Below are 22403 nucleotides of genomic sequence, written 5' to 3' on the forward strand. Positions count from 1 at the left end.
GACGCGGACGCCGTTCAGGCAGACGGCCGTCGCCCTGCCCACAGCATCGCCCTGTCCAGAAACGGGATCATCCACCGAGGGTCGTCATCACACATACTCCCGTCGGGGTAGGAACCAGCCCGGGCGAAGCCGAGTGCCCCAGGCCGTGGGGCGTCTCCGGGGGTGAGTGGCATGGTCGCCGTACGGCACCGAGCGGCCCTCGGCGGCGGCCCAGTCGTTCGCTCGCCAGTACCTGTCTCGTCGGTGTCGCGCGCCGACGGCACCTGCAGCACCGCCCGGCCCGCGACCCGGCCGGCACCGCCCATCCTGGAGTTGCTGACTCAACTTCTGCACTCCCATGCCCAGTTCGGCCCTGCACCATGCTCAGCCCGCCAGAGTCCCGGTTGCAGAGGTCGAGACGTGGGAGGGCGGGCCCGGAACCTCTGCTCCGGGCCCGCCCTCCCACGCGGCGTCAGCTTGCGGCGGGGACCGGGTCGCGGGTGGGTGCGGGCGTCTCCTTCATGTCGGGCTCGGCGGTCACCGCAGGAGGAGCAGGGACGGGGGCGTACGGGATTTCGCCGCGCAGGACGGCTTTGGCACGCGCCTCGTCGAGCTCGCCCTCCCAGTGCGCGACGGCCAGGGTGGCGACGCCGTTGCCGACCAGGCTGGTCAGGGCGCGGGCTTCGGACATGAACCGGTCGATGCCGAAGATCAGCGCCAGGGCGGCCACCGGCACGTGCGGGACGGCGCTGAGGGTGGCGGCCAGGGCGATGAAGCCGGATCCGGTGACGCCTGCGGCGCCCTTGGAGGTGAGCAGCATGACGGCGAGCATGGTCAGCTGCTGGGTGAGGCTGAGATCGATGCCGAGGGCCTGGGCGAGGAAGACCGAGCCCATGGTCAGATAGATGGCGGTGCCGTCGAGGTTGAAGGAGTACCCGGCGGGCAGCGTGATGCCGACGACCGGTTTCGAGGCGCCCGCGTGCTGGAGCTTGGCCATCATGCGCGGCAGGACGGGCTCGGTGGAGGACGTGCCCAGGACGATCAGCAGCTCCTCCTTGATGTACCGCAGGAAGGGCAGCAGCCGCAGTCCGTTCAGACGCATCACGGTCCCGAGGACCACCAGGACGAAGAAGAGCGCAGTCAGCCAGAACGAGCCGACGAGCAGGGCCAGATGGCGCAGGGTGCCCAGGCCGTAGTTGCCGATGGTGAAGGCCATGGAGCCGAACGCGCCGATGGGGGCGAGCCGCATGATCCAGCGGATGAGCGTGAACAGGACCGTGGAGAACTTCTCGATGCCCCGGGCGATGCCCAGGCCGGCCTCTCCACTTGCGTGCAGCCCGAAGCCGAACAGCACCGACACCAGGAGTACCGGCAGGATCTCGTTGCCGGTCAGGGCGCCGACCAGGGTGGCCGGGATGATGGCGAGGACGAACTCGGCGAAGCCCTCGTGGGCTGTGGTCGCCTCGGGGGGCAGACCCTTCGCGGACAGGGTCGAGAGGTCGATGTGCAGACCGCTGCCGGGCTTGACGATGTTGACGACGACCAGGCCGGTCACCATGGCGACCGTGGTCAGCACCTCGAAGTAGACCAGAGCCTTCAGGCTCACGCGGCCGACCGCGCGGGCGTTGCCCATGGAGGCGATGCCGTGGACGACGGTACAGAAGATGATGGGTGCGATGAGCATCTTCACCAGTGCGATGAAGCCGTCGCCGAGGGGCTTGAGTTCAGCGCCCACGGAGGGCCACAGCCCGCCCACGGCGGCGCCGAGGAGGACGCCGATCAGGCACTGGATGTAGAGGTGGGACAGCATGCGGCGGATGCGGCCAGGTGGTGCGGTGACGGAACCCGGGGCGGCGTCGTTGCGGCTCATGCGGGGCGTCCTTCCAGGACGGGAACGAGGAGTTCGGCTCGGGCGATGCGCCGGGCGGCGCGGTGCAGCAGCACCGTGGGGGACGCGCCGTCCGGTGCGGGGACGGCTCGGGTGGTGATCACGCCGGCGGGGGTGCCCAGGCGGAGTGTGCCGTCGGCGGTCTGCCGGGCGACGCGGTGGGCGAGGGTGCCGGGGGTGGCGGCGGCCGTGGCGAGGGCCACGGCGGAGGTCAGGCCGATCGCCGGGTGCGGCGCGTGCATGGAGACCATGCGCACGGCCAGGTCGTACTCGTCCTGGTTGACGAGTGTGCCCTGTGTGGTGCGGTAGGGGGCAGGTCGGGCGACGATGCCCACCTTCGGCACCGCGTGGCTGATGGGATCGCCCTCGCGGGCCAGGCCCATGGCCAGCGCTGCCTGGCGGCGCAGCAGGGTCAGCGCGGGCACTGCGGTGGCGAATGTGGTGAGGGATTCCGTGCCGAAGAGGCCGAACGCCTTGGCCTCGAACAGCGCGGCCGGCGCGCCGGCGTCCACCAGTGATGCCTCGACGGGGCCGTCCGGGCCGGTCAGTTCGTCCAGTGGCCGGCCGGTCGGCAGAGCGCGGCCGGTCGTCGAGCCCGCCGGGTCCTGGAACCCGAGCAGGACCGGCACCCCCGGCGCCGAGGTGCCCGGCACCACGGCCGCCCCCTGCTCCGGCGCCACGCCCGCGGGGGTCGGGATTGTGCCGGTGAGGCGGGCCCCGGTGTTGACGTTGAGCATGCGGACGGTGGTGGTGTCCGACGCGATCGGCACGAGATCGTGGTGGACGGCGTACAGGGCCACGGCGGTGGCGCAGTTGCCGCAGTTGCTGGCCCACTCCACGCGCTCGTCGCCGATCCCGACCTGTGCGAAGGCGTACTCGACGTCCACACCGGGTCGGCTCGACGGCTGTACGACCGCGGCCTTGGAGGTGGTGGAGGAGGCGCCGCCCACTCCGTCGATCTGACGGGGGTCGGCCGCGTTGAACGCGGCGAGCAGCACGGCATCGACGTCCACGCCCGTGGCGACCACGTCGCGGTGGTCGAAGATCCAGCACTTGCTGGTTCCTCCGCGGATCATCTCGCCCTGCAGACGCAGCACAACCGACTCCTCACAGACGTGGAAAGGGAAGTCCACCGACGGCCTCGCCGTGCGTGGTGTCCTCCACGGTGGGTTACGACAGCGTGAAGTACAATCTCGGAAATCTGCATGGCTATTAAGCTGAAGTGAACGCTGGTGGTGGTGGCATGCTCGACGTCCGGCGCATCCTGCTGTTCACGGAGGTCGCCCGGCGCGGCTCGGTGACCGCGACGGCCCGCGCCCTCAACTACACCCCGTCAGCGGTGTCGCAGCAGATCAGCCGCCTTGAAACGGAGGCGGGACAGCCCCTGCTGGAACGGCACGCGCGGGGCGTCACCCTCACCGACGCCGGGCGGGCGCTGGCCGAACGGGGGCACCGGATCGAACGGGAGCTGCGGGCCGCGGAGAACGAACTCGCCGACTACGCAGGACTGCGCGCGGGCACGCTGCGCATCGGCACCTTCCCCACCGTCGGCGCCTCGCTCCTCCCGCAGGCCGTGATCGCCTTCCGGGACGCGCATCCCGACGTACGGCTGACCGTCCGCAGCGCCCGTATCGCCGGACTCTGGACCATGCTGGAGAACCGGGAGATCGAGATGTCGCTGATGTGGGACTACGACTGGAGCCGAATCGACCGGGAGGACATCGTCGTCACCCCGCTCCTCGATGACCCGCCGGCCCTTCTCGTCAGCGACCACCATCCCCTCGCCGGCCGTGCCGCCGCCTCACTCGCCGACTTCGCGGACGACCCCTGGATCACCCGCGCCGACCATCACCCGGTGGCCGAGGCCCTCGTCCGCGGCTGCCGCGCCGTCGGCTTCGAGCCCCACATCGCCTACGAGGCCCACGACTACCAGGAAGCCCAGGCCATGGTCGCCGCCGGCATCGGCGTCGCCCTCGCCCCCACCCTGGCCCTGGAGGGCACCCGCCCCGGCGTCAACGTCCTGCCCCTCCAGCCACCGGCCCCCATCCGCCGCATCCTCCTGGTCCGCATGGCCGACCACTCCCCCACCCCCGCCGCCCTGACCTTCGCCGAACTCCTCCGCGACGCCGCTGCGGCGCGGGGCCTATGACCCCCGCGAGGCCGTTGGGGTGGGTGCGCGGTTGGCGGCAGGAAAAGCCCCGCAACAGCTGCACGACCGGTCGACGTCGCCGCCGCAGATGCGCTGCGTCAGCGCCGTGCAGAGCGGCGACCTCAGGCCGACAGCATCCGCCCCCTCCCTGGAGGACTCACCGCGCAGGACGGTGCCACGGCAGCCGGCGCCCTCAACACCTTTTTCGCGCCGGGGTTTCGGCTCCCGATGCGATCTCCGTGGTCGGTTTCGACGACAGCCGACTGGCCCGCCTGCCCCACGTCGACCTCACCACGATCACCCAGGGCATTTCCTGCATGACCGAACTCGCCGTCACCCACATCCCCGAACGCCTGGAACCATATGGCAACACCTTGCGCAGGCACCGCATCCGCCAGAATCAGTGACGCCGAAAGTTCCTCTCAGACGCCCCAACCATAGGCGTCGTTTGTCGAGAGCTCCCGCCAGAACGTCGGCTCGATTTGAGCTGACACCCCCGCGGCTTCGAACATCGGCCTGATCTCGGGTCCCTGCTCCTGGAAAAACGACTCGAAGCTCTGCCGGTCGGGCCACTCGTCGAGCACCATCACGCTGCCGCCGTCCTCAGAGCCGTAGAAGCGGTGCGCAATGAGGCCATGCCGCTTCGCGGCTTCGAGGACGGCCTCCATCTTCTCCGTGTTGGCTGAGGCGTACTGCTCCAGCCCCTTCGGATCCCCGGCGACCACCAAAGTCAGGATCACAGACATGACTTCTCCTACTCTTCACTCGCACACTCGGCACCGGGATTTTTACAGCAAATAATCGCCAATTCCGTCAAACACACCGCACCCCGGGACATCCGGCACTGGTACCGCCACCCCGCCCACTCCGAACAGACAACGCGCCCACGACCCGGGGGACCTAATCCGAAGCAGCAGCGGCGCCCGCGGCGGCCACCGAAAGCGCCTCGGCCGTCGCTGCGTCGGCGGGCAGGAAAGCCTCGAGCTTCAGCTCGGCGAGTGTGACGTCAACGGCGGTCGCAAAGGTGGTCACGGTCGTGATCAAGTGCAGCTCGCCGTAGGAAGTCTGCAGATGGAGCGGAACTGCAAAACCGAGTAGCCCGGCGGACGGATCGAGTTGAGGAACGTATCCGGTGAGTTCGGCGCGCAGCTCCTCGAGATGGCCGAGGCGGGCCAGGATGTGACGCGCCCATTCGGCGAGATTACGGATGCGGGGAGCAAGGCCGTCGGGATGCAGCGCGAGGCGGTAAATGTTCGTGCCCGGGCCGAACAGCTCGGGGCTCACCCCCTCGGTGATCCGATCGAATGCGGAATTCGCGGCGATCAGGTCACCATTGCGGTCCACCACCAGCGCCGGATACGGCAGATGCCCGCGCAGGATGTGATCGATCGCCGTGCGCACGGGAGCCAGCACGGGGTCGTCGAGTGCGCTTTCGGGGTAGGCGGGCGCATACCCGGCGGCCAGCAACAGCTCATTGCGCTCCCGCAGAGGCAGTTCCAGTGACTCGGCCAGACGTACGACCATTTTCCGGCCGGGGACCGACCTGCCCGATTCGATGAAGCTGAGATGGCGCTGGGTGGTGCCCGCCCGAAGCGCCAGGTCGAGTTGGCTGAGATGCCGGCGGGTACGACGTTCGCGAAGCGCACGGGGGAAGTCCACGGCCCTGTTCTAACGGTGGCGGCGGCTCCCTGGCCATTCCCCGCAGGGAATTGTGGCCTCTCGCACCGGTCGCCGACGATCGCCGGCATGGACATCGGCGTACTGCTTCCGACCGGAACCGCCCAGTGGGCCCCGGCCGACGACCCTCGCGAGCTCGTCGCTTTCGGCCGCCAGGCCGAACGCCTGGGCTTCTCCTCGCTCTTCGTCAACGACTCCCTGATCAGCCCGCGCATCGAGGCGCTCACGATGTTGGCCGCGCTCGCCCCGACGACCGAGACCGTGACGCTGGGTACGGCTGCACTGATGCCGTTCCTGCGGCGGCCGATCCAGGCCGCGCAGTCGCTTGGCTCGATCGACGTGTTGTCCGGTGGTCGGCTCACCGTGACCGTCGGTGCCGGCTTTCCCGGCCGCTTCGGACGGCCCCTCTACACGCTGTCCGAGCTGCCGTGGGAAAGGCGCTTCGCCCGCCTGGACGAGACCGTCGCGCTGTGGCGGGCCCTGTGGAACGGCGCCGGCTCCTTCCACGGCGAGATCCTCCGGTTCGATGACATCCCGCCCACGACCAGGCCGTATCAGGCCGGCGGCCCGCCGATCTGGCTCGGCGGGGCGACACCCGCGGCACTGTCTCGCACCGGACGGATGTACGACGGCTGGCTGCCCTACCCGCCCGATCCCGCCGACTACGCATCCCGTCTTCGCCACGTCCACCAGGCGGCGGCCGACGCCGGGCGGGCCGCCGAGGACATCACCCCCGCACTGTTCGTCTCCATATGGTTGGACGACGACACCGAGAGGGGCCGTCGAGCACTGGGCGCCTATGCACGAGCCACCTACGGCATGCCGTTGACTGAGTTGGAGAGGTTCCAGGCCGTTGTCACCGGCTCCGCCCACCACGTGGTCCAGAGCCTGGGGCTGTACGCCGCCGGCGGCGTCCGGCACATCGTCGTACGACTCGGCGCCCTGGACCTGCACTCCCAGCGTGACCAACTCGAACGGCTCGCAGACCTGATCCCCGCCGTCCAGAAGACAGCGGATCACGCCGCCGCCCCGGAGGCCTCCTGAGCCTGGCAGGGGGCCGTTCTCAGGCCCGGCAGTCCAGAGGCTCGCCATCCAGGCCACCATGGTCCGGCCGGTTCACGGCACGTGCGGCCACAGCGACCACCTGCTCGCCGCCAGCACAGAAGCTCCCCCCGCTTCGCTCCGTGGCACCGCTGGAAAACTCGCCGAAATAGTCTCCCCGCCGCAGCCGTGCATGGCCTCTTTCCGGCCGTTCACGGGGGGCTGAGCGGACGCAGAGCAAGGGCCCGGAGTGGGTGCTTGCCGGCGTCCCTCGGGGCCCCCGGCAGCCCATTCCCCGTCGTCGACACATATCGCCTGACCTGGTCACTTCTGATCCTCGCTCCTACGATCGACGTCGGTCGAAAGGGGGCCGGATGGACTGGACCGTACGCACCGTCGAGGACCTTCTCGCGCTCTTGGACGGGTTCTTCGCATCTGATTCCGAGGCCGGCCGCCTGGCGACGGGCGACGGCAAGGGCTTTTGGGACCGCTTCTATGCCGACCGGTCAAGGCCGGTCCCGTTCTTCGTGTCCAAACCGGACGAGAACCTGGCCACCTACCTCGACCAGGGCCTGATCGCTCCCGGCCGGGTCCTGGACCTGGGATGCGGGCCGGGCCGCAATGCCGTGTACCTCGCCTCGCACGGCTTCGAGGTGGACGCCGTCGACCTCTCCCCGGTGGCCGTCGCATGGGGCGAGGACCGGGCCCACGAGGCCGGAGTCGATGTCCGCTTCCTGTGCGGCGACGCCTTCGCGCTCCCCACCACCGAGTTGAGCGGCCCATACGACCTGGTCGTCGACTCAGGGTGCTTCCACCACCTACCGCCGCACCGCCGCGTCAGCTACCTGGCCCTCCTCGACCGCGTCCTCGCACCTGGCGGCCACCTCGCACTCACCAGCTTCGCCGCCGGCGAGGGGGGAATGGGCTCGGAACTCACCGACGCGGATCTCTACCGTGAACGCGAGCTGCAGGGCGGCCTCGCCTACACACCCGAGTCGCTGCGCTGGATCTTCTCTGACCTGGTGGAGGTGGAACTGCGCCGCATGCGGGAGGAACCGCCCGAGTCCGCGCTGTTCGGCGTCACCTTCCTGTGGACCGCGTTGTTCCGTCGGGATGCGGCCGCGTCAGGCCACGTTCGCACTGTTGACGACCGCGAGTAGGCGCCCGTCCACCCTGGGGTCCGAAGGCGAACTCGTCCTCGGACCCCGGGTTCTTGCCCGTGTGGTTTCAGAGCATGATGAGGAGACGTGTCTTCGGCTTGAGCTTCCTGTTCACCGAACGGCTCTGCACGTATACCTCCAGCTTGGGATTGTTCCCCGCCTTCACGGAGACGGTCCCCTGGATACCCGTGCCGAACAGCAGGGTGCGCGCCGCGTCGCCCGTGTAGGCGCGGTCGGTGTCCTTTTCGACCACGATGACTTCCTTGTTCAGCTGAACTTGAGCCCGGGCGCCCAGCTGGTAGTAACAAGAACCCCGTTCGTACGTCACGCCTGGGTGGGAGTTGACGAAGGGGCGGATCTCGACCTCCTGGTCGACCTTCAGGAGCCGGTATTTGTTCGCCGGAATCGGTTCGAGGTTCGCCCGGACCTCGTCCACTGATATGTCCTGACCCACGGCGAAAAGGTTCTTCGTGCCGCGCACGCCTTGCTCTCGTCCTCGGAGGAAGCTGGTGGCGGCAGCACGCACGGTGCCGATCGCCTCCTCGACGCCCTTCTGGGAATCCGCATCCCAGATGGCGATGTTCCCGGCCGGGAAACCGTAGTTCTGGGCGGTCCGCTTGGCCAGGGAGTTCGGAACGAGGATCGCGGACGTCCAGTGGCCCGGGAGCCCGCCCATCTTCGCCGTGATTTTGTCGAGCCAGGGGCCGAGGATGGTCATGTCGCCGTCGTGCCGCCGGTCGCCCCCGGATGCGTTCTCCTCGCCGTCCGTCACCACGATCTGGAGGAAGCTGTGTTCGCCGTATTCCTCCCAGATATGTCCGAGGTCGTCCAAGGACTTGAGCGAAGCCTCGATGAGGGCCGTGGCGCCATTGTTGACCCGGTACAGACCCCGCATGGACGGCAGATGCTTCACGTCCATGTCCCAGACCAAATTCTCCACCTTGTGGTCGAAGGAGTAGAGGCTGATCCTGGTTTCGTGGCCGAGGCTGTCCGATTCGGCTTTCAGTCCCGCCACGAACTCGTCCACGACGCGGATGAGTTGACTTTCGTGCGGACGCATGGAACCCGAACAGTCCACCACCAGCGCGACGTGGTTCACCTTGTGCTGGATCTTGTTTGCGGACATGCTTCTGCTCCCCCTCCGAGCTGCCCCGAATGATGCTTTCACTCTATGGGGAGGCACTGACAACGGCCTTTCCCGCAGGACGGGGCCCGGACAGGCTGCCGCCGCAACGCCCATCAGCCTCCCCGTCTTCTACGCCTCGGTCCTGGACGCCGATGCCGAAGGGGGCGACCCCTTCGCCCGCGTGACGGTCCCGGCGTTCCGGGTACCGACGTGGACGCACGCCACGAACGGCTACTGGCTCAGGCTGCCCGGCCTTCACCACAGGAGACGCGGCCTTCGCACCCGTCCCTGCCGTTGCACGACAGCCCCCATGACGAGCCGTCAACACCGAACCGTGCGTACGGATTTCATGCCACCACAGCCATCGCAACCGTGTGCTCCCGCCCCATTGTGTCGCGTCTTGCGTGGCTCTACTGTTCGACTTTGCCTGAGTCTGTTTGATGCTGATTGCTCAGGCGGTATGGAGGCCGCAGTGCGAAGTGATCGGTTCGGTTCAGAGGCTGCGAGACCAGGCCGCGGCCGGTGGTGGAGGGCGGTCCTCGCGACAGCCGCGACCATCACCCTGGCGGCGGGCATGACCGCACCCGCGGCGGCGCAGGACAGGGGCGGGCAGGCCCCCGCCGCCGCGTCTGCCGCAAGTCCACCGACGCACACGGTGAAGCTCGACGGCTATTCGTTCCTCGTCGACGGCAAGCGCACCTATCTGTGGTCCGGCGAGTTCCACTACTTCCGGCTCCCGAGTCCTGATCTGTGGCGCGACATCTTCCAGAAGATGAAGGCCGCCGGGTTCAACTCCACCTCGCTGTACTTCGACTGGGGCTACCACTCGCCGAAGCCGGGCGTGTACGACTTCAGTGGGGTGCGTGACGTCGACAAGCTGCTCGACATGGCGCAGGACGCAGGGCTCTATGTGATCGCCCGCCCGGCCCCGTACATCAACGCGGAGGTCGACAGCGGCGGTCTGCCCGGCTGGATGACGACCAAGGCCGGTCACAACCGCAGTGACGACCCGCAGTTCCTGAAGTACGCGGACGAGTGGCTGACGCAGATCGACCGGATCATCGCCCGGCACCAACTGACCAACGGGACCGGGTCGGTGATCGCCTACCAGGTCGAGAACGAGTACTACAACGGCTCGGCGACCGGCCGCTCCTATATGCAGCACCTGGAGGACAAGGCCCGCGCCGACGGCATCACCGTGCCGCTCACCGGCAACAACAACGGCACCTTCAACTCTGGTGCGGGCGCCCTGGACGTCGACGGCCCGGACTCGTACCCGCAGGGATTCAACTGCTCGAATCCCTCGAAGTGGAACGGCGTCCCCGACATCAGTTACGACCACCCGGACGGCAAGCCGCTGTACTCGCCCGAGTTCCAGGGCGGCGCCTTCGACCCCTGGGGCGGGCCTGGCTACGACAAGTGCGCGCAGCTGATCAACGACCAGTTCGCCAACGTGTTCTACAAGCAGAACATAGCCGTCGGTGCGACCGCCCAGAGCTTCTACATGACCTACGGCGGCACCAACTGGGGCTGGCTGGGCATGCCGGAGAACTACACGTCCTACGACTACGGCGCCGCGATCCGCGAGAACCGTCAGCTCGATCCGAAGTACTACGAGGACAAGCTCATCGGGTACTTCACGCAGTCGGTCGCCCCGCTGAGCAAGACCGAGGCGATCAGGGCCACACCTCCGGACGACTCCGCGGTCGTCGACACGGCCCGGATGAACCCGGACACCAAGACGCAGTTCCACGTCCTGCGGCACGGCAACTCCACGTCCACGGCGGTCGACAAGACCCATGTCTCGCTGGACTTCAACGCCCAGCCCTCCGGGGACACCACGTACACCTGGGACGACCCCGACTCCGCGTTGCAGTACACCGGTTCGTGGTCGCACGTGGCCGACACGAGTTACACCGGGGGCGACTACAAGCACACCGAGTCGTTCTCCAACAAGGCCGGCGACTCGCTCACCGTCCCCTTCGACGGCACCGCGATCCGCTGGATCGGTTCGAAGACCGACAACCACGGCAACGCCGACGTCTACCTCGACGGCACCAAGGTGGCCACGGTCGACGACTCCGGCGGCGAGAACCAGGCGGTGATCTTCCAGAAGACCGGTCTGACGGCCGGGTCGCACACGCTGAAGATCGTCGTCGCCGGGAACCACGGCTCGGGATCCACGGACAACTACGTGGCCATCGACGCCATCGACGTGCCGACGGGTGCCGCCGCCGCGGAGCCGACGTACCCGGTCGTGCCCCAGCAGCCGGGCACCGCGATCACCCTCGACGGACGCGACTCCCACGTGATCACCGCCAACTACCGGCTCGGCGAAGCCCAGTTGCAGTACTCGACCTCGGAGATCATGACCAGCGCGGCCATCGGGAACCGGGAAGTCGCCGTGCTCTACGGCGACCCGGGCAGCGACGGCGAGACCGTGCTGCGCTACTCCTCCGAGCCCACCGTGACCACCAGCGGCGGCACGGCCACCACCACCTGGGACAAGGACACCGGTGACCTGCGGCTGAACTACACGCACAAGGGCCTGCTCCGCATCAGCATCAGCGGCGGCGGAAAGCCCCCGCTCCTGCTGCTCGTGGGCGACAAGGCCACCGCCAACACCTTCTGGCGTCAGGACACTGCCAGCGGCCCGGTCCTCGTCCGCGGCACCCACCTGCTGCGGACGGCAACCAGCCTGGACGGCGGGCGCACCCTGGCGCTCACCGGCGACAACGCCGACGACAAGAACATCGAGGTGTTCACCTCTGCCGACCATGTGACCTGGAACGGCAGGACGCTGAAGACCAAGGCCACCGACACGAACAGCCTCACCGGGACGATCCCCGTGGCCGCCCCGGTAGACCTGCCGTCCCTGACGAGCTGGAAGCACGCCGAGGAGTCCCCCGAAGCGGCCCCCGCCTTCGACGACACCAGCTGGCAGGTCGCCGACAAGACCACCACCAACAGCGTCTCCGGCGTCAACTCGCTGCCGGTGCTCTACGCCGACGACTACGGCTTCCACACCGGAAATACCTGGTACCGCGGCCGCTTCCACGCCACCGGCAAGGAGACCGGCATCCACCTGGTCTCGGACTCCGGAGGAGACGCGCAGGCCTTCTCCGCCTGGCTCAATGGCACCTTCCTGGGCAGCTCCACCACAGGCAGCGCCGACTTCACCTTCCCCGCCGGGGCGGTGAAGGCGAAGGGCGACAACATCCTCTCCGTGCTCACCGTGAACATGGGACACGAGGAGGACTACAACTCGACCAACGGCAACAAGACCGCACGCGGCCTGACCAGCGCCTCCCTCGTCGGGGCGCCGCTGACCTCCGTCACCTGGCGGCTGCAGGGCGTACGAGGCGGCGAGGACCTGCAGGACACCGTGCGCGGCCCGCTCTCGACGGGTGGCCTGTACGGGGAGCGCGCCGGCTGGTCCCTGCCCGGCTACCCGGACGGCAAGTGGAGCCGGGTATCGCTGCCGACGACCGACACCCGTCCCGGAGTCTCCTGGTACCGGACCGACGCGACACTGGACCTGCCGCGCGGCCAGGACACCTCACTGGGGCTGACGTTCACCGACGACCCGTCCCGCCAGTACCGCGCGACGATCTTCGTGAACGGCTGGCAGGTCGGCAACTACGTCAACTACCTCGGCCCCCAGCACACCTTCCCGGTCCCCAACGGAATCCTCAACCCGAACGGCCGCAACAGCATCGCCATCGCCGTGTGGAACCTGGACGGCAGCACCGGCGGGCTGGGCAAGGTCTCACTCACCGATTACGGCAGCTACGCCTCGTCCCGGCGTGTCGCGCAGAACGACAGCCCGCGCTACGACCGCAAGAAGTACGCCATGCCCGAGCGTCCGGGAGCAGTTGTCGCCCTGGACGTGCCGGACACCGCTCAGCCGGGCCAGGCCTTCACGGCCGTGGCCACGGTGCGGGTGCCGGAGGACCGGCCTTCCGCCTCCCAGCTGACGGCCTCGCTCTCCGCGCCCGACGGCTGGAACGTCAGCGCCCCGAGCCCCGCTTCGGTCAAGCGCGTACAGCCCGGCGGGTCGGCCGCCTTCACCTGGAAGGTCCAGCCGCCGACCGGGACGCTTCCGTCCGCCTCGGCGCTCACGGCGACGGTGCACTACCGGCAGAGCGGACGGCAGGCCGCAGGCGGTGACGAGCGCATCGTCGGCGGAATCCCGCCCGCCCCGTCGGCCGGCAAGAGCGCGGTGAGCGACCTGCCGTTCCTGTCGTCCACCAACGGCTGGGGTCCGGTGGAGCGCGACAGCAGCGTCGGCGAACAGGCCGCAGGGGACGGCCGTCCGATCACCATCAACGGGGTTCGCTACACCAAGGGCCTGGGCACCAACTCGGTCAGCGACGTCCAGCTCTATCTCGCCGGAAACTGCTCGCGGTTGACGGCGGACGTCGGCGTCGACGACGAAACGGGAGGTGCGGGAACGGTCACGTTCTCCGTGATCGCCGACGGCAAGACCTTGGTGACCACGCCGACGATCCACGGCAAGGAGGCCGCGGTGCCGATCGACGTCGACGTCAGCGGCGCCCAAGTGGTCGACCTCAAGGTCGGCGACGCCGGCGACGGAAACGGCAACGACCACGGCGACTGGGCGACGCCGACACTGACGTGCGGTTAGCGTAGGGGCCGCTTCCCGGGCGGATGCCCGGGAAGCGGCCCCTGCATGATCAGTGCCGCCAGGCCCTTATTGTCCGAAGCCGTAGGCGAACAGGTGATCCGCGCCCGTCGCACCCGTCACCGGCAGCGTGATCGATGCCACCTGCTTGGACGCATCAAGCGGGACCTTCGTGGCGAAGGCGTAGGTCTTGACGCTGTCCCGGCCTCCGCTCGCGGTGTTGCGGTACGACGTCGTGACGACCGTAGTGTCGCCCTCGATCGGTGTGCCGGACCCGCCGTTCAGTGTCCAGTCCGAGAAGCCGACCGTCGCCTTCGAGGTGGTGCCGTCGGTGTAGGTGACGGTCAGCGTGCCCGAGATGCCGTCGCTGGGCGCGTTGGTCGCCGCGCCGAGCAGGCCCAGCGACGCGCCCGAGGTGCCGGCCGGCATCGGGATGGTCTGGCCGGCCATCTCCAGGTTGTCCAGCTGACCGGATGTCACGGTCGGCCAGGTGTAGGAGATGCCGTCGACGGTGACGGTCGAGCCGCTCGTGACACCCGCCGCTGACAGGGCGTTCTGCGAGTACGCCCAGCCGTCGTTGTCGAAGCCGCCCGAGAAGGTGGCGCCGTCGGGATAGATGCCCTCGTTGGTGTTGTACGGCCACAGCGCACCGGCCTTGGCCACGGCCACGCGGAGGCTTGCCCCGCTCAGCGTCGCGCCGGTGCTGTGGTCGGTCAGCGCGAAGGTGACCGGGTAGGTTCCCTCGCTCGTGCCGGCCGTCACATGGATCTTCGCCTCGCCACTGCCCGAGGCGGGCACGGTCAGCGATCCGGACGACGTGTCCAGCGTGACGGCGGAGGGCGCCGTGGCCTTCCAGTCGACCGTGACGGCCTTGCTGCCGAGGTTCGTCAGGTCGAGGGTGCCGTCACCGGACGCGCCCGGCTGAAGCACCAGACCGTCGCTGGAGGGGCCGGTCGCGGCCAGCACCCGGCTGCCACCCGTGGTGTCGGACGGCGGTGCCGCCGACGGGTCGGACGCCCAGGAGGTGTTGGGCTGGGTGCCGAGGGTGAAGTCGATGCTCCCCGCACCCTTGAACTGCCCGTACGTCAGCCAGGAGGTCTTCCATTCCTTGCCCTTGACGTTGAGGGACTGCACGTACGGCGCGTCGGGCGCGGCCTGCGGTGCGTTGATCCGCACCGTCCTGCCGCCGGAGAGGGCCGCCTGGGCCACCGGGAAGGCCGGGCTGCCGAGCGCCAGGGTGTCCGTACCCGGGGTCTCGGGGTACATGCCCAGCTCCGACCAGACGTACCAGGAGCTCATGGCGCCGAGGTCGTCGTTGCCGAAGGAGCCGACCGGGGCGTTGAAGTACAGCTTCTGCTGGGCTTCGCGTACGGCTGCCTGGGTCTTCCACGGCTGGCCCGTGTAGTCGTACTCCCAGGGGATCTCCACGCTGGGCTCGTTGCTCAGGTCGGCGTCGGTGTTGCCGGGGTTGGTGATGTTGTCGAGGAGGCTGTCCAGGAAGGACGAGTACGCCTTGGGGCCGCCGCGTGCCTGGATGAGCTGCTGCAGGTTGAACGGGACCATGGGGGTGTACTGGGCGGAGGTGCCCTCCACGAAGCCGTTGGAGGTGCCGGGGGTGAATCCGCCCGCGAACTGGCCGTCCTTGTTCTTGGCCTGCAGATAGCCGGTCTGCGGGTTGAAGACGTTCATCCAGTCCTGGGCCCGGCTGGCGAACTTCTCGTAGACGTCCGTCCTGCCCAGGGACTTCGCGAACGCGGCCAGCGCGTAGTCGGCGGAGTCGTACTCCAGTTGAGTGGAGACCGGGCCGTAGAAGTTGCAGCAGCCGTAGTCGTTCTCGTCCAGCGGGAGATAGCCCTTCGCGTCCCGTACGGCCTCGCCCGGGCGGTCGTTGTTGGGGGCGGTGGCCTCGTGCTGGAGAGCGGCCAGCGCCTTGTCCGTGTCGAAGCTCGTCGCGCCGAAGGCGTACGCGCCGGCGATGATGCCGGCGGCCGGGTCGCCGACCATCACGTAGCTCTCGCCGTTGTTCGAGGCCCACTTGGGCAGCAGGCCGGTCTGGTCGTAGCCGTTGAGCATCGAGGTGACGACGTCACTCGCGACCTTGGGCTCCACCATCGCCATCAGCTGGGTCTGGGAGCGGTAGGTGTCCCAGCCCGAGTAGTTGGCGTACTGGGCCCTCTGGCCCTTGGCCAGTCTGTGGACCTGGTTGTCCATGCCCATGTACTGGCCGTTGGCGTCGGAGAAGACGTTCGGGTGCAGCAGCGCGTGGTAGAGGGCGGTGTAGAACTGCGTCTGCTGGTCGGAGGTTCCGCCGCCGATCTGGAGTTTGTCGAGCACCGCGTTCCAGGCCTGGTGGTTGGCCTGCTGGACGGCGTCGAGGTTCCAGGTGTCGATCTCGGTGGCGAGGTTGTCCGCCGCGTTGGCGTCGCTCGTGTACGAGATGCCGACCTTCGCGCTCACCGTGGGGTCGGCGGAGGTGTCGAAGGTCAGGTACATGCCGTTCGCGCCCGTCGTGGGGGGCTGGGCCGCCCGGGTCGTGGCCGACGACCGGCGTGCGGTACTGGCGCTCGGTGCCGGGGACGGTGTGCCGGAGGCCTTGCCGCTGCTCCCGTGGATCGTGGGAGCCGGCTTCGCCGGGACGGTGAAGTGCCTCTCCTTCAGAGGGGCCGTCCGGGAGGTCTGCGGGGTCTGCCGGACCTTGCCCGCCTTCAGCGACCTCGCGTCGGGGTTGATGGTGGTGCCGACCCAGGTGCCGCTCTCGGTGAACGGCTGGTCGAACTTGATGTCGAAGTGCAGCGTGTACCGGTTCTTCGCGCCACAGAAGTGACCGCTGTCGATCGCGCCGCTGATCTCCCGGTCGTTCACCACCTGGACCCGGGTGCCGTCCACCTGCGTGGCACCGCCGCTGAGCTTGAACAGCAGGTTCGCCTGCCGGCCGGCGGGGAAGGTGAAGCGGCCGAGACCTGCGCGGGTGGTGTCGGTCAGCTCCGTCTTGACACCGTTCGCGTCGGTGACCTTGTAGGAGCCGATGCCCGCCTGCTCGTCGCTGTGGCTGAAGCCGACGGACGTGTCCCCGAGGCTGCCGGACAGCGCGCCGGTCACCGGCAGGATGGGCAGGTCACCCGCGACCGGGCAGCCGGGGCCCGAAACATGGGTGAGGCTGAAGCCCGAGATCTTGCTGTCGTTGTACTCGTAGCCGCCGCCGTCGGGGCGGTGGGGCGTCGTGTCGGGGCCCCACTGCACCATCCCCGCCGGCATGTCGGGGCCGGGGAAGGTGTCCACGGCACCGGAGGTGCCGATGAGGGGGTTGACGAGGGACGCCGGATCCTTCACGAAGGCCGGCGTCGCGGTGCTCGCGGCATCGGCGCTGCCCACTGCCGAAAGCGGCAGGGCGACCATGCCCAGCACGCAGACTGCCGCCAGGCGCTGACGGCGTCTCTTTCGATCACGTGGCGCAGCTGAACGTGGGGGTCTCACCATCGGTTGCCTCCGCAGCAGTTCGTGCTTCGCACATCAGGTGTCGGCGCTCCGGGAAGGACGCAGCGTCGACGGCAGACAACGTTGTCGGGCACTTTTCTCCATGCGACCTGACAACGTTGCCATCCACGAGTGTCGAGTGAAACGCCTGAGCTGATGGGATGTCAACGAGGCCAACCGGACTTTCTGAGGGAGGAGTTGGCTGATGATCCGACCCGCCGTGGCCGGGGTCGCGTCGCGGCCGAGCTGGACGCGCCGACATGATCAGTGGCAGGGGAGGCAGGATTTGAACCTGCGGCATCCGGTTTTGGAGACCGGCGCTCTGGCCAGCTGAGCTACACCCCTTCGGTGGACGACAGCTTGGCAGGACCAGCAGGTCCATCACCAATGGTTTTCCGCTGACTGCCTTGCGCAGAACGGCATTTCATGGCCTCTCCCAGACACCGATACGGTCCGATTCATGGAGTGGAATTTACTGACGGCCGAAGAACTCACGGCTGCCCTGCGTGCCGGTGAAGTGACCTCGGTGGAACTGACCGACGAGGCGATCGCCCGTATTGAGCGGGACGACAAGGCGGTCAACGCGATCTGTGTGCCGGACTTCGAACGTGCGCAGGCCGCAGCGCGCGACGCGGACCAGGCCCGCGCCCGAGGTGAGGACCGGCCGCTGCTCGGCATTCCGGTGACGGTCAAGGAGTCCTACAACGTCGCCGGACTGCCCACGACCTGGGGCATGCCGCACCACCGGGACTACATACCGGTCGAGGACGCGGTGCAGGTGTCGCGGCTCAGAGCCGCGGGCGCGGTGGTGCTCGGCAAGACCAATGTGCCCCTGGGACTCCAGGACATACAGAGCTTCAACGAGGTCTACGGCACCACCAACAACCCGTGGGACCACGGCCGTACGGCGGGTGGGTCCTCCGGCGGATCGTCGGCGGCCCTGGCGGCCGGGTTCGGCGCACTGTCCATCGGCTCCGACATCGGCGGCTCGTTGCGCACCCCCGCCCACTTCTGCGGTGTCTACGCGCACAAGCCGACACTGGGGCTGGCGGCGAACCGGGGCATGGTCCCGCCGCCCGGGCCGGCGCTGCCGGTCGACCAGGACCTCGCCGTCGTCGGTCCGATGGCGCGCAGCGCCCGCGACCTCACGCTTCTGCTCGACGTGATGGCCGGCCCGGACCCGCTGACGCAGGGTGTGGCGTACGGCCTGAGGCTGCCGCCCGCACGCCACGAGCGGCTCCGCGACTTCCGGGTCCTGGTCCTGGAGGAGCATCCGTTCATTCCGTCGGGGTCCGCCGTGCGGGCGGGCGTCAACCGGGTGGCCGACGCGCTCGCCGACGGCGGTGCCCGCGTCGAACGGCACAGTCCGCTGCTGCCCGATCTGGCCGAAGCAGCGGTGGTCTACATGCAGTTGTGGTTCTCGGGTGCCGTCGCACGTTTTCCCGACGAGGTGTACGAGCAGCTGCGGGCCGTGGTCGCCGGGCTGAGCGCGGACGACCGGAGTCTCCATGCGGAGCGGCTGCGCGGCATGGTCTTCAGCCACCGTGACTGGGTGAAGGCGGACAGCCGTCGCGAACTCCACCGGCACGGCTGGCGGCAGCTCTTCGCCGAGTTCGACGCAGTGGTGTGTCCCATCACGCCCACCCCCGCGTTCCCGCACGACCACCACCCCGATCTGATGGGTCGCCGGCTCGACATCGACGGCGTCGAGTACCCGTACCTGGACCAACTCGTCTGGGCCGGTCTGGCCACCATGCCCGGACTGCCCGCCACCGCCGTACCCGCGGGCCGGTCCCCCGAGGGTCTGCCGGTGGGCGTGCAGCTCATCGGCCCGATGTTCGAGGACCGCACCCCGCTGCGGCTGGCCGAACTGCTCGAGCCGAAGCTCGGCGGCTTCCAGGCACCGAATCAGTCCGAAAGCTCGTAGTCCCGGAGCGCGACGCCTGATGCCCCAGGAGGGGCGTCAGGCGAGGCCGAACCAGCCGAGCACTGTCTGCACCAGAAGGATGGTGGACATGGCGGCGACGCCGACGACCACGGCGGTGGCCGCGATGCGGTAGCGAGGGCCGTTGGCGGCAGGGCCGAGGACGGAGCGGCGGTTGGTCAGCACCAGGAGGTACACCAGGACGATGGGGCTGATCAGGCCCTGGAGGACCTGGGTGCCGATGAGGAGTTGGATGACGTCGACGGGTGTCATGGCGACCGTGGCGCCGAGCACGATCTGGGCGGTGAACAGGCCCAGGAAGAGCGGGGCGTCGCGGAAGCTGCGGGAGACGGAGCGTTCCACACCGGCGGCCTCGCCGATGGCGTAGCTGGCGGAGAGCGGGACCACGGCCCCGGCCAGGGCGGAGGCGCCGATCAGGCCGAGGGCGAAGAGGAGTTCCGCGTTCTGGCCGGCGACCGGTTTGAGGGCCTCGGCGGCCTGGGCGGCGGAGTTCAGCGGACCGGTTCCGCCGATGGCCGAGGCGGTGGCGATGATGATGGTCAGGCTGATGATGCAGGCGAAGACCGCGCCGAGGACGGCGTCGGCGCGGATGAGGGGGTAGTCGGCGGGCTTGGCACCCCGGTCGACGACGCCTGCGGCGGCGTAGAACTGCATGTACGGGCTGACCGTCGTACCGATCAACGCGACCGCCAGCAGGATGAAGTCCTTGCTCGGCTCGACGTGCGGGACCACCAGGTGGTGGCCCACGGCGCCCCAGTCGGGGTGGCCGAGGATCATCGCGATCGGGTAGGCGAAGAACGCCAGCGACATGATCAGGAAGATGCGTTCGGCCCAGTGGTAGGAGCCGAACAGCACCAGGGCCCAGAGGAGGATCGCGGCGGGTGGGATGACCGCCCATTTGGGGACGCCGAGCAGTTCGAAGGCGGCGCCGATCCCCGCGAACTCGCTCACCACCAGGCCGGTGTTGGCCAGCAGCAGGCAGAACACGGCCAGCGCGCTCAGACGGAGGCTGAACTGCTCGCGGATCAGGGCGCCGAGGCCCTTGCCGGTGTGGGCGCCGAGGCGTACGGCCATCTCCTGCACCATGACCAGGGCGATGGTGACCAGCACCATGAAGAACAGGGTGCCGTAGGTGAACTGGGCGCCCGCCGAGGCGTAGGTGGCGATGCCGGCGGCGTCGTTGCCGGCGTTCGCGGCGACCAGGCCGGGGCCGGCGATCGCCGCGACCAGGGTGATGCGCCGCCAGCCGGTGCGGCGCGTGGGGGTTTCCGGGGTGGCGAGGGTGGTGTCGAGGTCGCGGGTCACTGCAGGAACCTCCGGAAGTGCAGGCGCCCGCGTTCGGGCAGCAGGGCGTCGAGCAGGTCGTCGGCCAGGATCCGGCCGATCGGGCGGTCGCCGTCGTCGACCACCAGGAGGGAGGAGGCACGTGCCGCGACCAGCTGGTCGGCGGCGTCGGACAGCGGGGTGTCCGCCTGCACGGTGACGGGCGGGCCGAACTGGGCCCGCCAGGTCACCAGGTCGGCGACCGGGGAGGTGTCCTCGGCCACCGCAAGGTCGAAGAGGGGGATGTCGCACAGGACCCGGCCCTCGTCGTCGACGACGGCGACGGCGTCGATCTCGGTGCGGTGCTCGACCTGTTCGGCCAGCAGTGCCCGCATGTCGGCGACGGTCGCATCGCGGTGGGCGGTGACCAGCAGGGTGGTCATGGCGCCGCCCGCCGTGCCCTCGCGGTGGGTCAGCAACCTCCGCAGCTCGGCCGCCTCCCCCTTCGGCATACGGGTCAGCAGCGCCTCGCGCTCCTCGCCGGTGAGGTCGCGCAGGGCGTCGGTGGCCTCGTCCGGCTCCATCTCGTCGACCAGCCTGGCGGCGTGCTCCGGCTTGGCCTCGCGCAGCAGGTTCTCCAGTTCGGCCGGTTCCATCTCCTCCAGTGCGTCGGCGGCCTGCTCCGGATCCAGCCAGCCGAGCAGTTGCTGGCGTTCGGCACGGCCGAGGTCTTCGAGGATGTCGGCCAGATCGGCCGGACGCAGCCGGTGCAGTGCGGTCCTGGAGGCGCGCAGCCGCACCTCGGGCGGCCCTTCGGTGGCCTGTTCGGCGAAGGGAGCCACCGCCTGCCAGTCCAGCACCCGCTCCGGCGTCGGCCTCGCCTGCCAGCGGCGAGGGCCGAGCCGGCGCAGCAGGGTGGGCAGGGAGACGTCCACCCCGACCAGGACGACCTGGTCGACCAGGGGCGCCAGATACAGGTCCGCGGCGCGGGTGACCTGGACCCCGTCCACGTCGACCAGCTGGTGGTCGAGGACGTCCTTGGCCAGCAGCACCTCGCCCGGACGGCGGGCGAAGTCACGCAGATCGACCCGCGCGGTGCGCAACTGTACGTGCCCGGCCTGGAACTTGCCGACCGCGTCGGCGGGCAGGAAGGTCCGCCGTCGGCCGATGCGCAGGATCAGCCCGGTGACGGGCGGGTAGGGCTCGGGCCCGTACAGCCGGGCGACGACGTCGACGACGCGCCCGACCTCCTCGCCGGACTGGTTGGTGACCGGGCCTCCGACGAGCCCGGCGAGCGACACCAGTGACGTACGGACCGCCTTGGACGCGGTGGCACGGCGTTCCAGAGTGACCCGCCGGTCGCGCAGGCGGGCCGAGGTGGACATGAGCAGAGTGTGGGCAGCCAAGAGGAACACCCCCTTGCCCCACCATGGCGGGGCACCGGGCAGCCCTGGGCAGCACGGTCCCTCCTGAACCGTCGGCGCACAGCACGACGACGGCACGGCTGCGCTCGGCCCGGCAGGGCCGATGTGCGGCGGCAGTCAGGGAAGGACGGGCTGTCCGAGGCCACGGAAGGACAGCGCGGACAACACGGAGAAGGGCCGACTATGGCCCGGACTACTGTCCATCTCGCCTCCTCCCGGTTCCGGCCGCGCAACGGGCGTCGCAGCCGTACGGCAAGGGGCAACCGGGAGCACTCGGCTCCGCCGCACCCCAACTCGTCAGAGCTTTGGCACTCCACGGCGTGATCCCCCGCGAATCGGGCGGGGGAAGCCACTTGGGGTCACCCCTTGGGCCGGGGAGACCTGTCCTGATCCGGAGCGTCTCTCGACGGGTGGGATCAGTGGCCTGTGTCCGTGAAGACGCCTCACCGAACGAGGTGTCTGGTCAAACCGCTCCCAGAATACGCCTGTCGCTACGCGACTTGCCCGCCTATGACCGGCCCTTGACCATGCCTGTGACCTGTCGCGAGCAGATCGAATGAGACGGATCACGTACGTCACACCCCGCCTCCCCGGCGAAACCCTACACACTGTAGGGTGCAGGCTGCCCGTCG

14 protein-coding genes, 1 tRNA gene and 1 riboswitch are annotated in these 22403 nt (G+C 69.1%); of the genes, 6 read left to right on the forward strand and 9 right to left on the reverse strand.

Going from position 1 to position 22403, the window contains the following annotated elements; translation table 11 throughout:
- Nucleotides 1–451: 451 nt before the first annotated feature.
- Together dctA and ACFY1E_RS26575 are read right to left on the reverse strand one after the other, a co-directional pair.
- Entirely contained in the window at nt 452–1849 is a 1398-nt protein-coding gene (dctA, locus tag ACFY1E_RS26570) for a C4-dicarboxylate transporter DctA (protein WP_389080005.1), read from the reverse strand.
- Nucleotides 1846–2964, reverse strand: a complete 1119-nt coding sequence (locus tag ACFY1E_RS26575) for a PrpF domain-containing protein (protein WP_389080006.1) — start codon at nt 2962–2964, stop codon at nt 1846–1848. The genes dctA and ACFY1E_RS26575 overlap by 4 nt, the downstream gene beginning before the upstream one ends.
- 146 nt (nt 2965–3110) lie before the next feature.
- On the opposite strand from ACFY1E_RS26575, the gene ACFY1E_RS26580 reads away from it, so the two are divergent.
- Nucleotides 3111–4016 carry a LysR family transcriptional regulator gene (locus ACFY1E_RS26580; RefSeq protein WP_389080008.1) on the forward strand — a complete coding sequence of 302 codons (906 nt, stop codon included), beginning with the start codon at nt 3111–3113 and terminating at the stop codon, nt 4014–4016.
- Nucleotides 4013–4423 (forward strand): substrate-binding domain-containing protein, encoded by a 411-nt coding sequence (locus tag ACFY1E_RS26585; RefSeq protein ID WP_389080009.1) that lies wholly within the window; start codon nt 4013–4015, stop codon nt 4421–4423. Before ACFY1E_RS26580 ends, ACFY1E_RS26585 begins: the two co-directional genes overlap by 4 nt.
- Before the next feature lie 15 nt (nt 4424–4438).
- Here the strand turns inward: ACFY1E_RS26585 and ACFY1E_RS26590 are convergent, their stop codons facing one another.
- Complete coding sequence (locus ACFY1E_RS26590) at nt 4439–4762, reverse strand: hypothetical protein (RefSeq protein WP_389080011.1); 324 nt, start codon at nt 4760–4762, stop codon at nt 4439–4441.
- Nucleotides 4763–4916: 154 nt separating this feature from the next.
- Complete coding sequence (locus ACFY1E_RS26595) at nt 4917–5675, reverse strand: helix-turn-helix domain-containing protein (protein ID WP_389080012.1); 759 nt, start codon at nt 5673–5675, stop codon at nt 4917–4919.
- Nucleotides 5676–5762: 87 nt separating this feature from the next.
- Between ACFY1E_RS26595 and ACFY1E_RS26600 the strand changes: the two genes are divergently transcribed.
- Together ACFY1E_RS26600 and ACFY1E_RS26605 are read left to right on the forward strand one after the other, a co-directional pair.
- A complete protein-coding gene (locus ACFY1E_RS26600) occupies nt 5763–6737 on the forward strand; it encodes an LLM class flavin-dependent oxidoreductase (RefSeq protein WP_389080014.1) in 975 nt (324 codons plus the stop codon).
- 371 nt (nt 6738–7108) lie between these two features.
- Complete coding sequence (locus ACFY1E_RS26605) at nt 7109–7894, forward strand: class I SAM-dependent methyltransferase (RefSeq protein ID WP_389080015.1); 786 nt, start codon at nt 7109–7111, stop codon at nt 7892–7894.
- Nucleotides 7895–7961: 67 nt separating this feature from the next.
- Here the strand turns inward: ACFY1E_RS26605 and ACFY1E_RS26610 are convergent, their stop codons facing one another.
- Complete coding sequence (locus ACFY1E_RS26610; protein ID WP_389080017.1) at nt 7962–9020, reverse strand: VWA domain-containing protein; 1059 nt, start codon at nt 9018–9020, stop codon at nt 7962–7964.
- Nucleotides 9021–9594: 574 nt separating this feature from the next.
- Here ACFY1E_RS26610 and ACFY1E_RS26615 point away from each other — a divergent pair.
- On the forward strand, nt 9595–13668 hold the full coding sequence (locus ACFY1E_RS26615) for a beta-galactosidase (protein WP_389080018.1): 4074 nt from the start codon (nt 9595–9597) through the stop codon (nt 13666–13668).
- A gap of 66 nt (nt 13669–13734) precedes the next feature.
- Here the strand turns inward: ACFY1E_RS26615 and ACFY1E_RS26620 are convergent, their stop codons facing one another.
- The gene (locus tag ACFY1E_RS26620) at nt 13735–17142 is read right to left on the reverse strand and encodes a lectin (RefSeq protein WP_389080020.1); all 3408 of its coding nucleotides are present in this window, start codon (nt 17140–17142) and stop codon (nt 13735–13737) included.
- Nucleotides 17143–17407: 265 nt separating this feature from the next.
- A tRNA-Trp gene (locus tag ACFY1E_RS26625) sits at nt 17408–17484 on the reverse strand.
- 115 nt (nt 17485–17599) lie between these two features.
- Here ACFY1E_RS26625 and ACFY1E_RS26630 point away from each other — a divergent pair.
- The gene (locus ACFY1E_RS26630; RefSeq protein ID WP_389080021.1) at nt 17600–19066 is read left to right on the forward strand and encodes an amidase; all 1467 of its coding nucleotides are present in this window, start codon (nt 17600–17602) and stop codon (nt 19064–19066) included.
- 36 nt (nt 19067–19102) lie between these two features.
- On the opposite strand, the gene ACFY1E_RS26635 is transcribed toward ACFY1E_RS26630, so the two are convergent.
- Together ACFY1E_RS26635 and ACFY1E_RS26640 are read right to left on the reverse strand one after the other, a co-directional pair.
- The gene (locus ACFY1E_RS26635; RefSeq protein ID WP_389080023.1) at nt 19103–20389 is read right to left on the reverse strand and encodes an NRAMP family divalent metal transporter; all 1287 of its coding nucleotides are present in this window, start codon (nt 20387–20389) and stop codon (nt 19103–19105) included.
- Nucleotides 20386–21732 (reverse strand): magnesium transporter MgtE N-terminal domain-containing protein, encoded by a 1347-nt coding sequence (locus ACFY1E_RS26640; protein WP_389080024.1) that lies wholly within the window; start codon nt 21730–21732, stop codon nt 20386–20388. Before ACFY1E_RS26640 ends, ACFY1E_RS26635 begins: the two co-directional genes overlap by 4 nt.
- 320 nt (nt 21733–22052) lie before the next feature.
- Nucleotides 22053–22233, reverse strand: a riboswitch (M-box (ykoK) riboswitch).
- Nucleotides 22234–22403: the final 170 nt, after the last annotated feature.

The organism is Streptomyces sp. NPDC001604 (genome assembly GCF_042893475.1).
Lineage (GTDB): Bacteria > Actinomycetota > Actinomycetes > Streptomycetales > Streptomycetaceae > Streptomyces.

Coding starts and splice junctions, on each gene's coding strand:
- dctA (WP_389080005.1), bottom strand. CDS start 1,849: ATGAGCCGCAACGACGCCGCCCCGGGTTCCGTCACCGCACCACCTGGC.
- ACFY1E_RS26580 (WP_389080008.1), top strand. CDS start 3,111: ATGCTCGACGTCCGGCGCATCCTGCTGTTCACGGAGGTCGCCCGGCGC.
- ACFY1E_RS26585 (WP_389080009.1), top strand. CDS start 4,013: ATGACCCCCGCGAGGCCGTTGGGGTGGGTGCGCGGTTGGCGGCAGGAA.
- ACFY1E_RS26590 (WP_389080011.1), bottom strand. CDS start 4,762: ATGTCTGTGATCCTGACTTTGGTGGTCGCCGGGGATCCGAAGGGGCTG.
- ACFY1E_RS26600 (WP_389080014.1), top strand. CDS start 5,763: ATGGACATCGGCGTACTGCTTCCGACCGGAACCGCCCAGTGGGCCCCG.
- ACFY1E_RS26605 (WP_389080015.1), top strand. CDS start 7,109: ATGGACTGGACCGTACGCACCGTCGAGGACCTTCTCGCGCTCTTGGAC.
- ACFY1E_RS26610 (WP_389080017.1), bottom strand. CDS start 9,020: ATGTCCGCAAACAAGATCCAGCACAAGGTGAACCACGTCGCGCTGGTG.
- ACFY1E_RS26615 (WP_389080018.1), top strand. CDS start 9,595: ATGACCGCACCCGCGGCGGCGCAGGACAGGGGCGGGCAGGCCCCCGCC.
- ACFY1E_RS26620 (WP_389080020.1), bottom strand. CDS start 17,142: ATGGTGAGACCCCCACGTTCAGCTGCGCCACGTGATCGAAAGAGACGC.
- ACFY1E_RS26630 (WP_389080021.1), top strand. CDS start 17,600: ATGGAGTGGAATTTACTGACGGCCGAAGAACTCACGGCTGCCCTGCGT.
- ACFY1E_RS26640 (WP_389080024.1), bottom strand. CDS start 21,732: ATGTCCACCTCGGCCCGCCTGCGCGACCGGCGGGTCACTCTGGAACGC.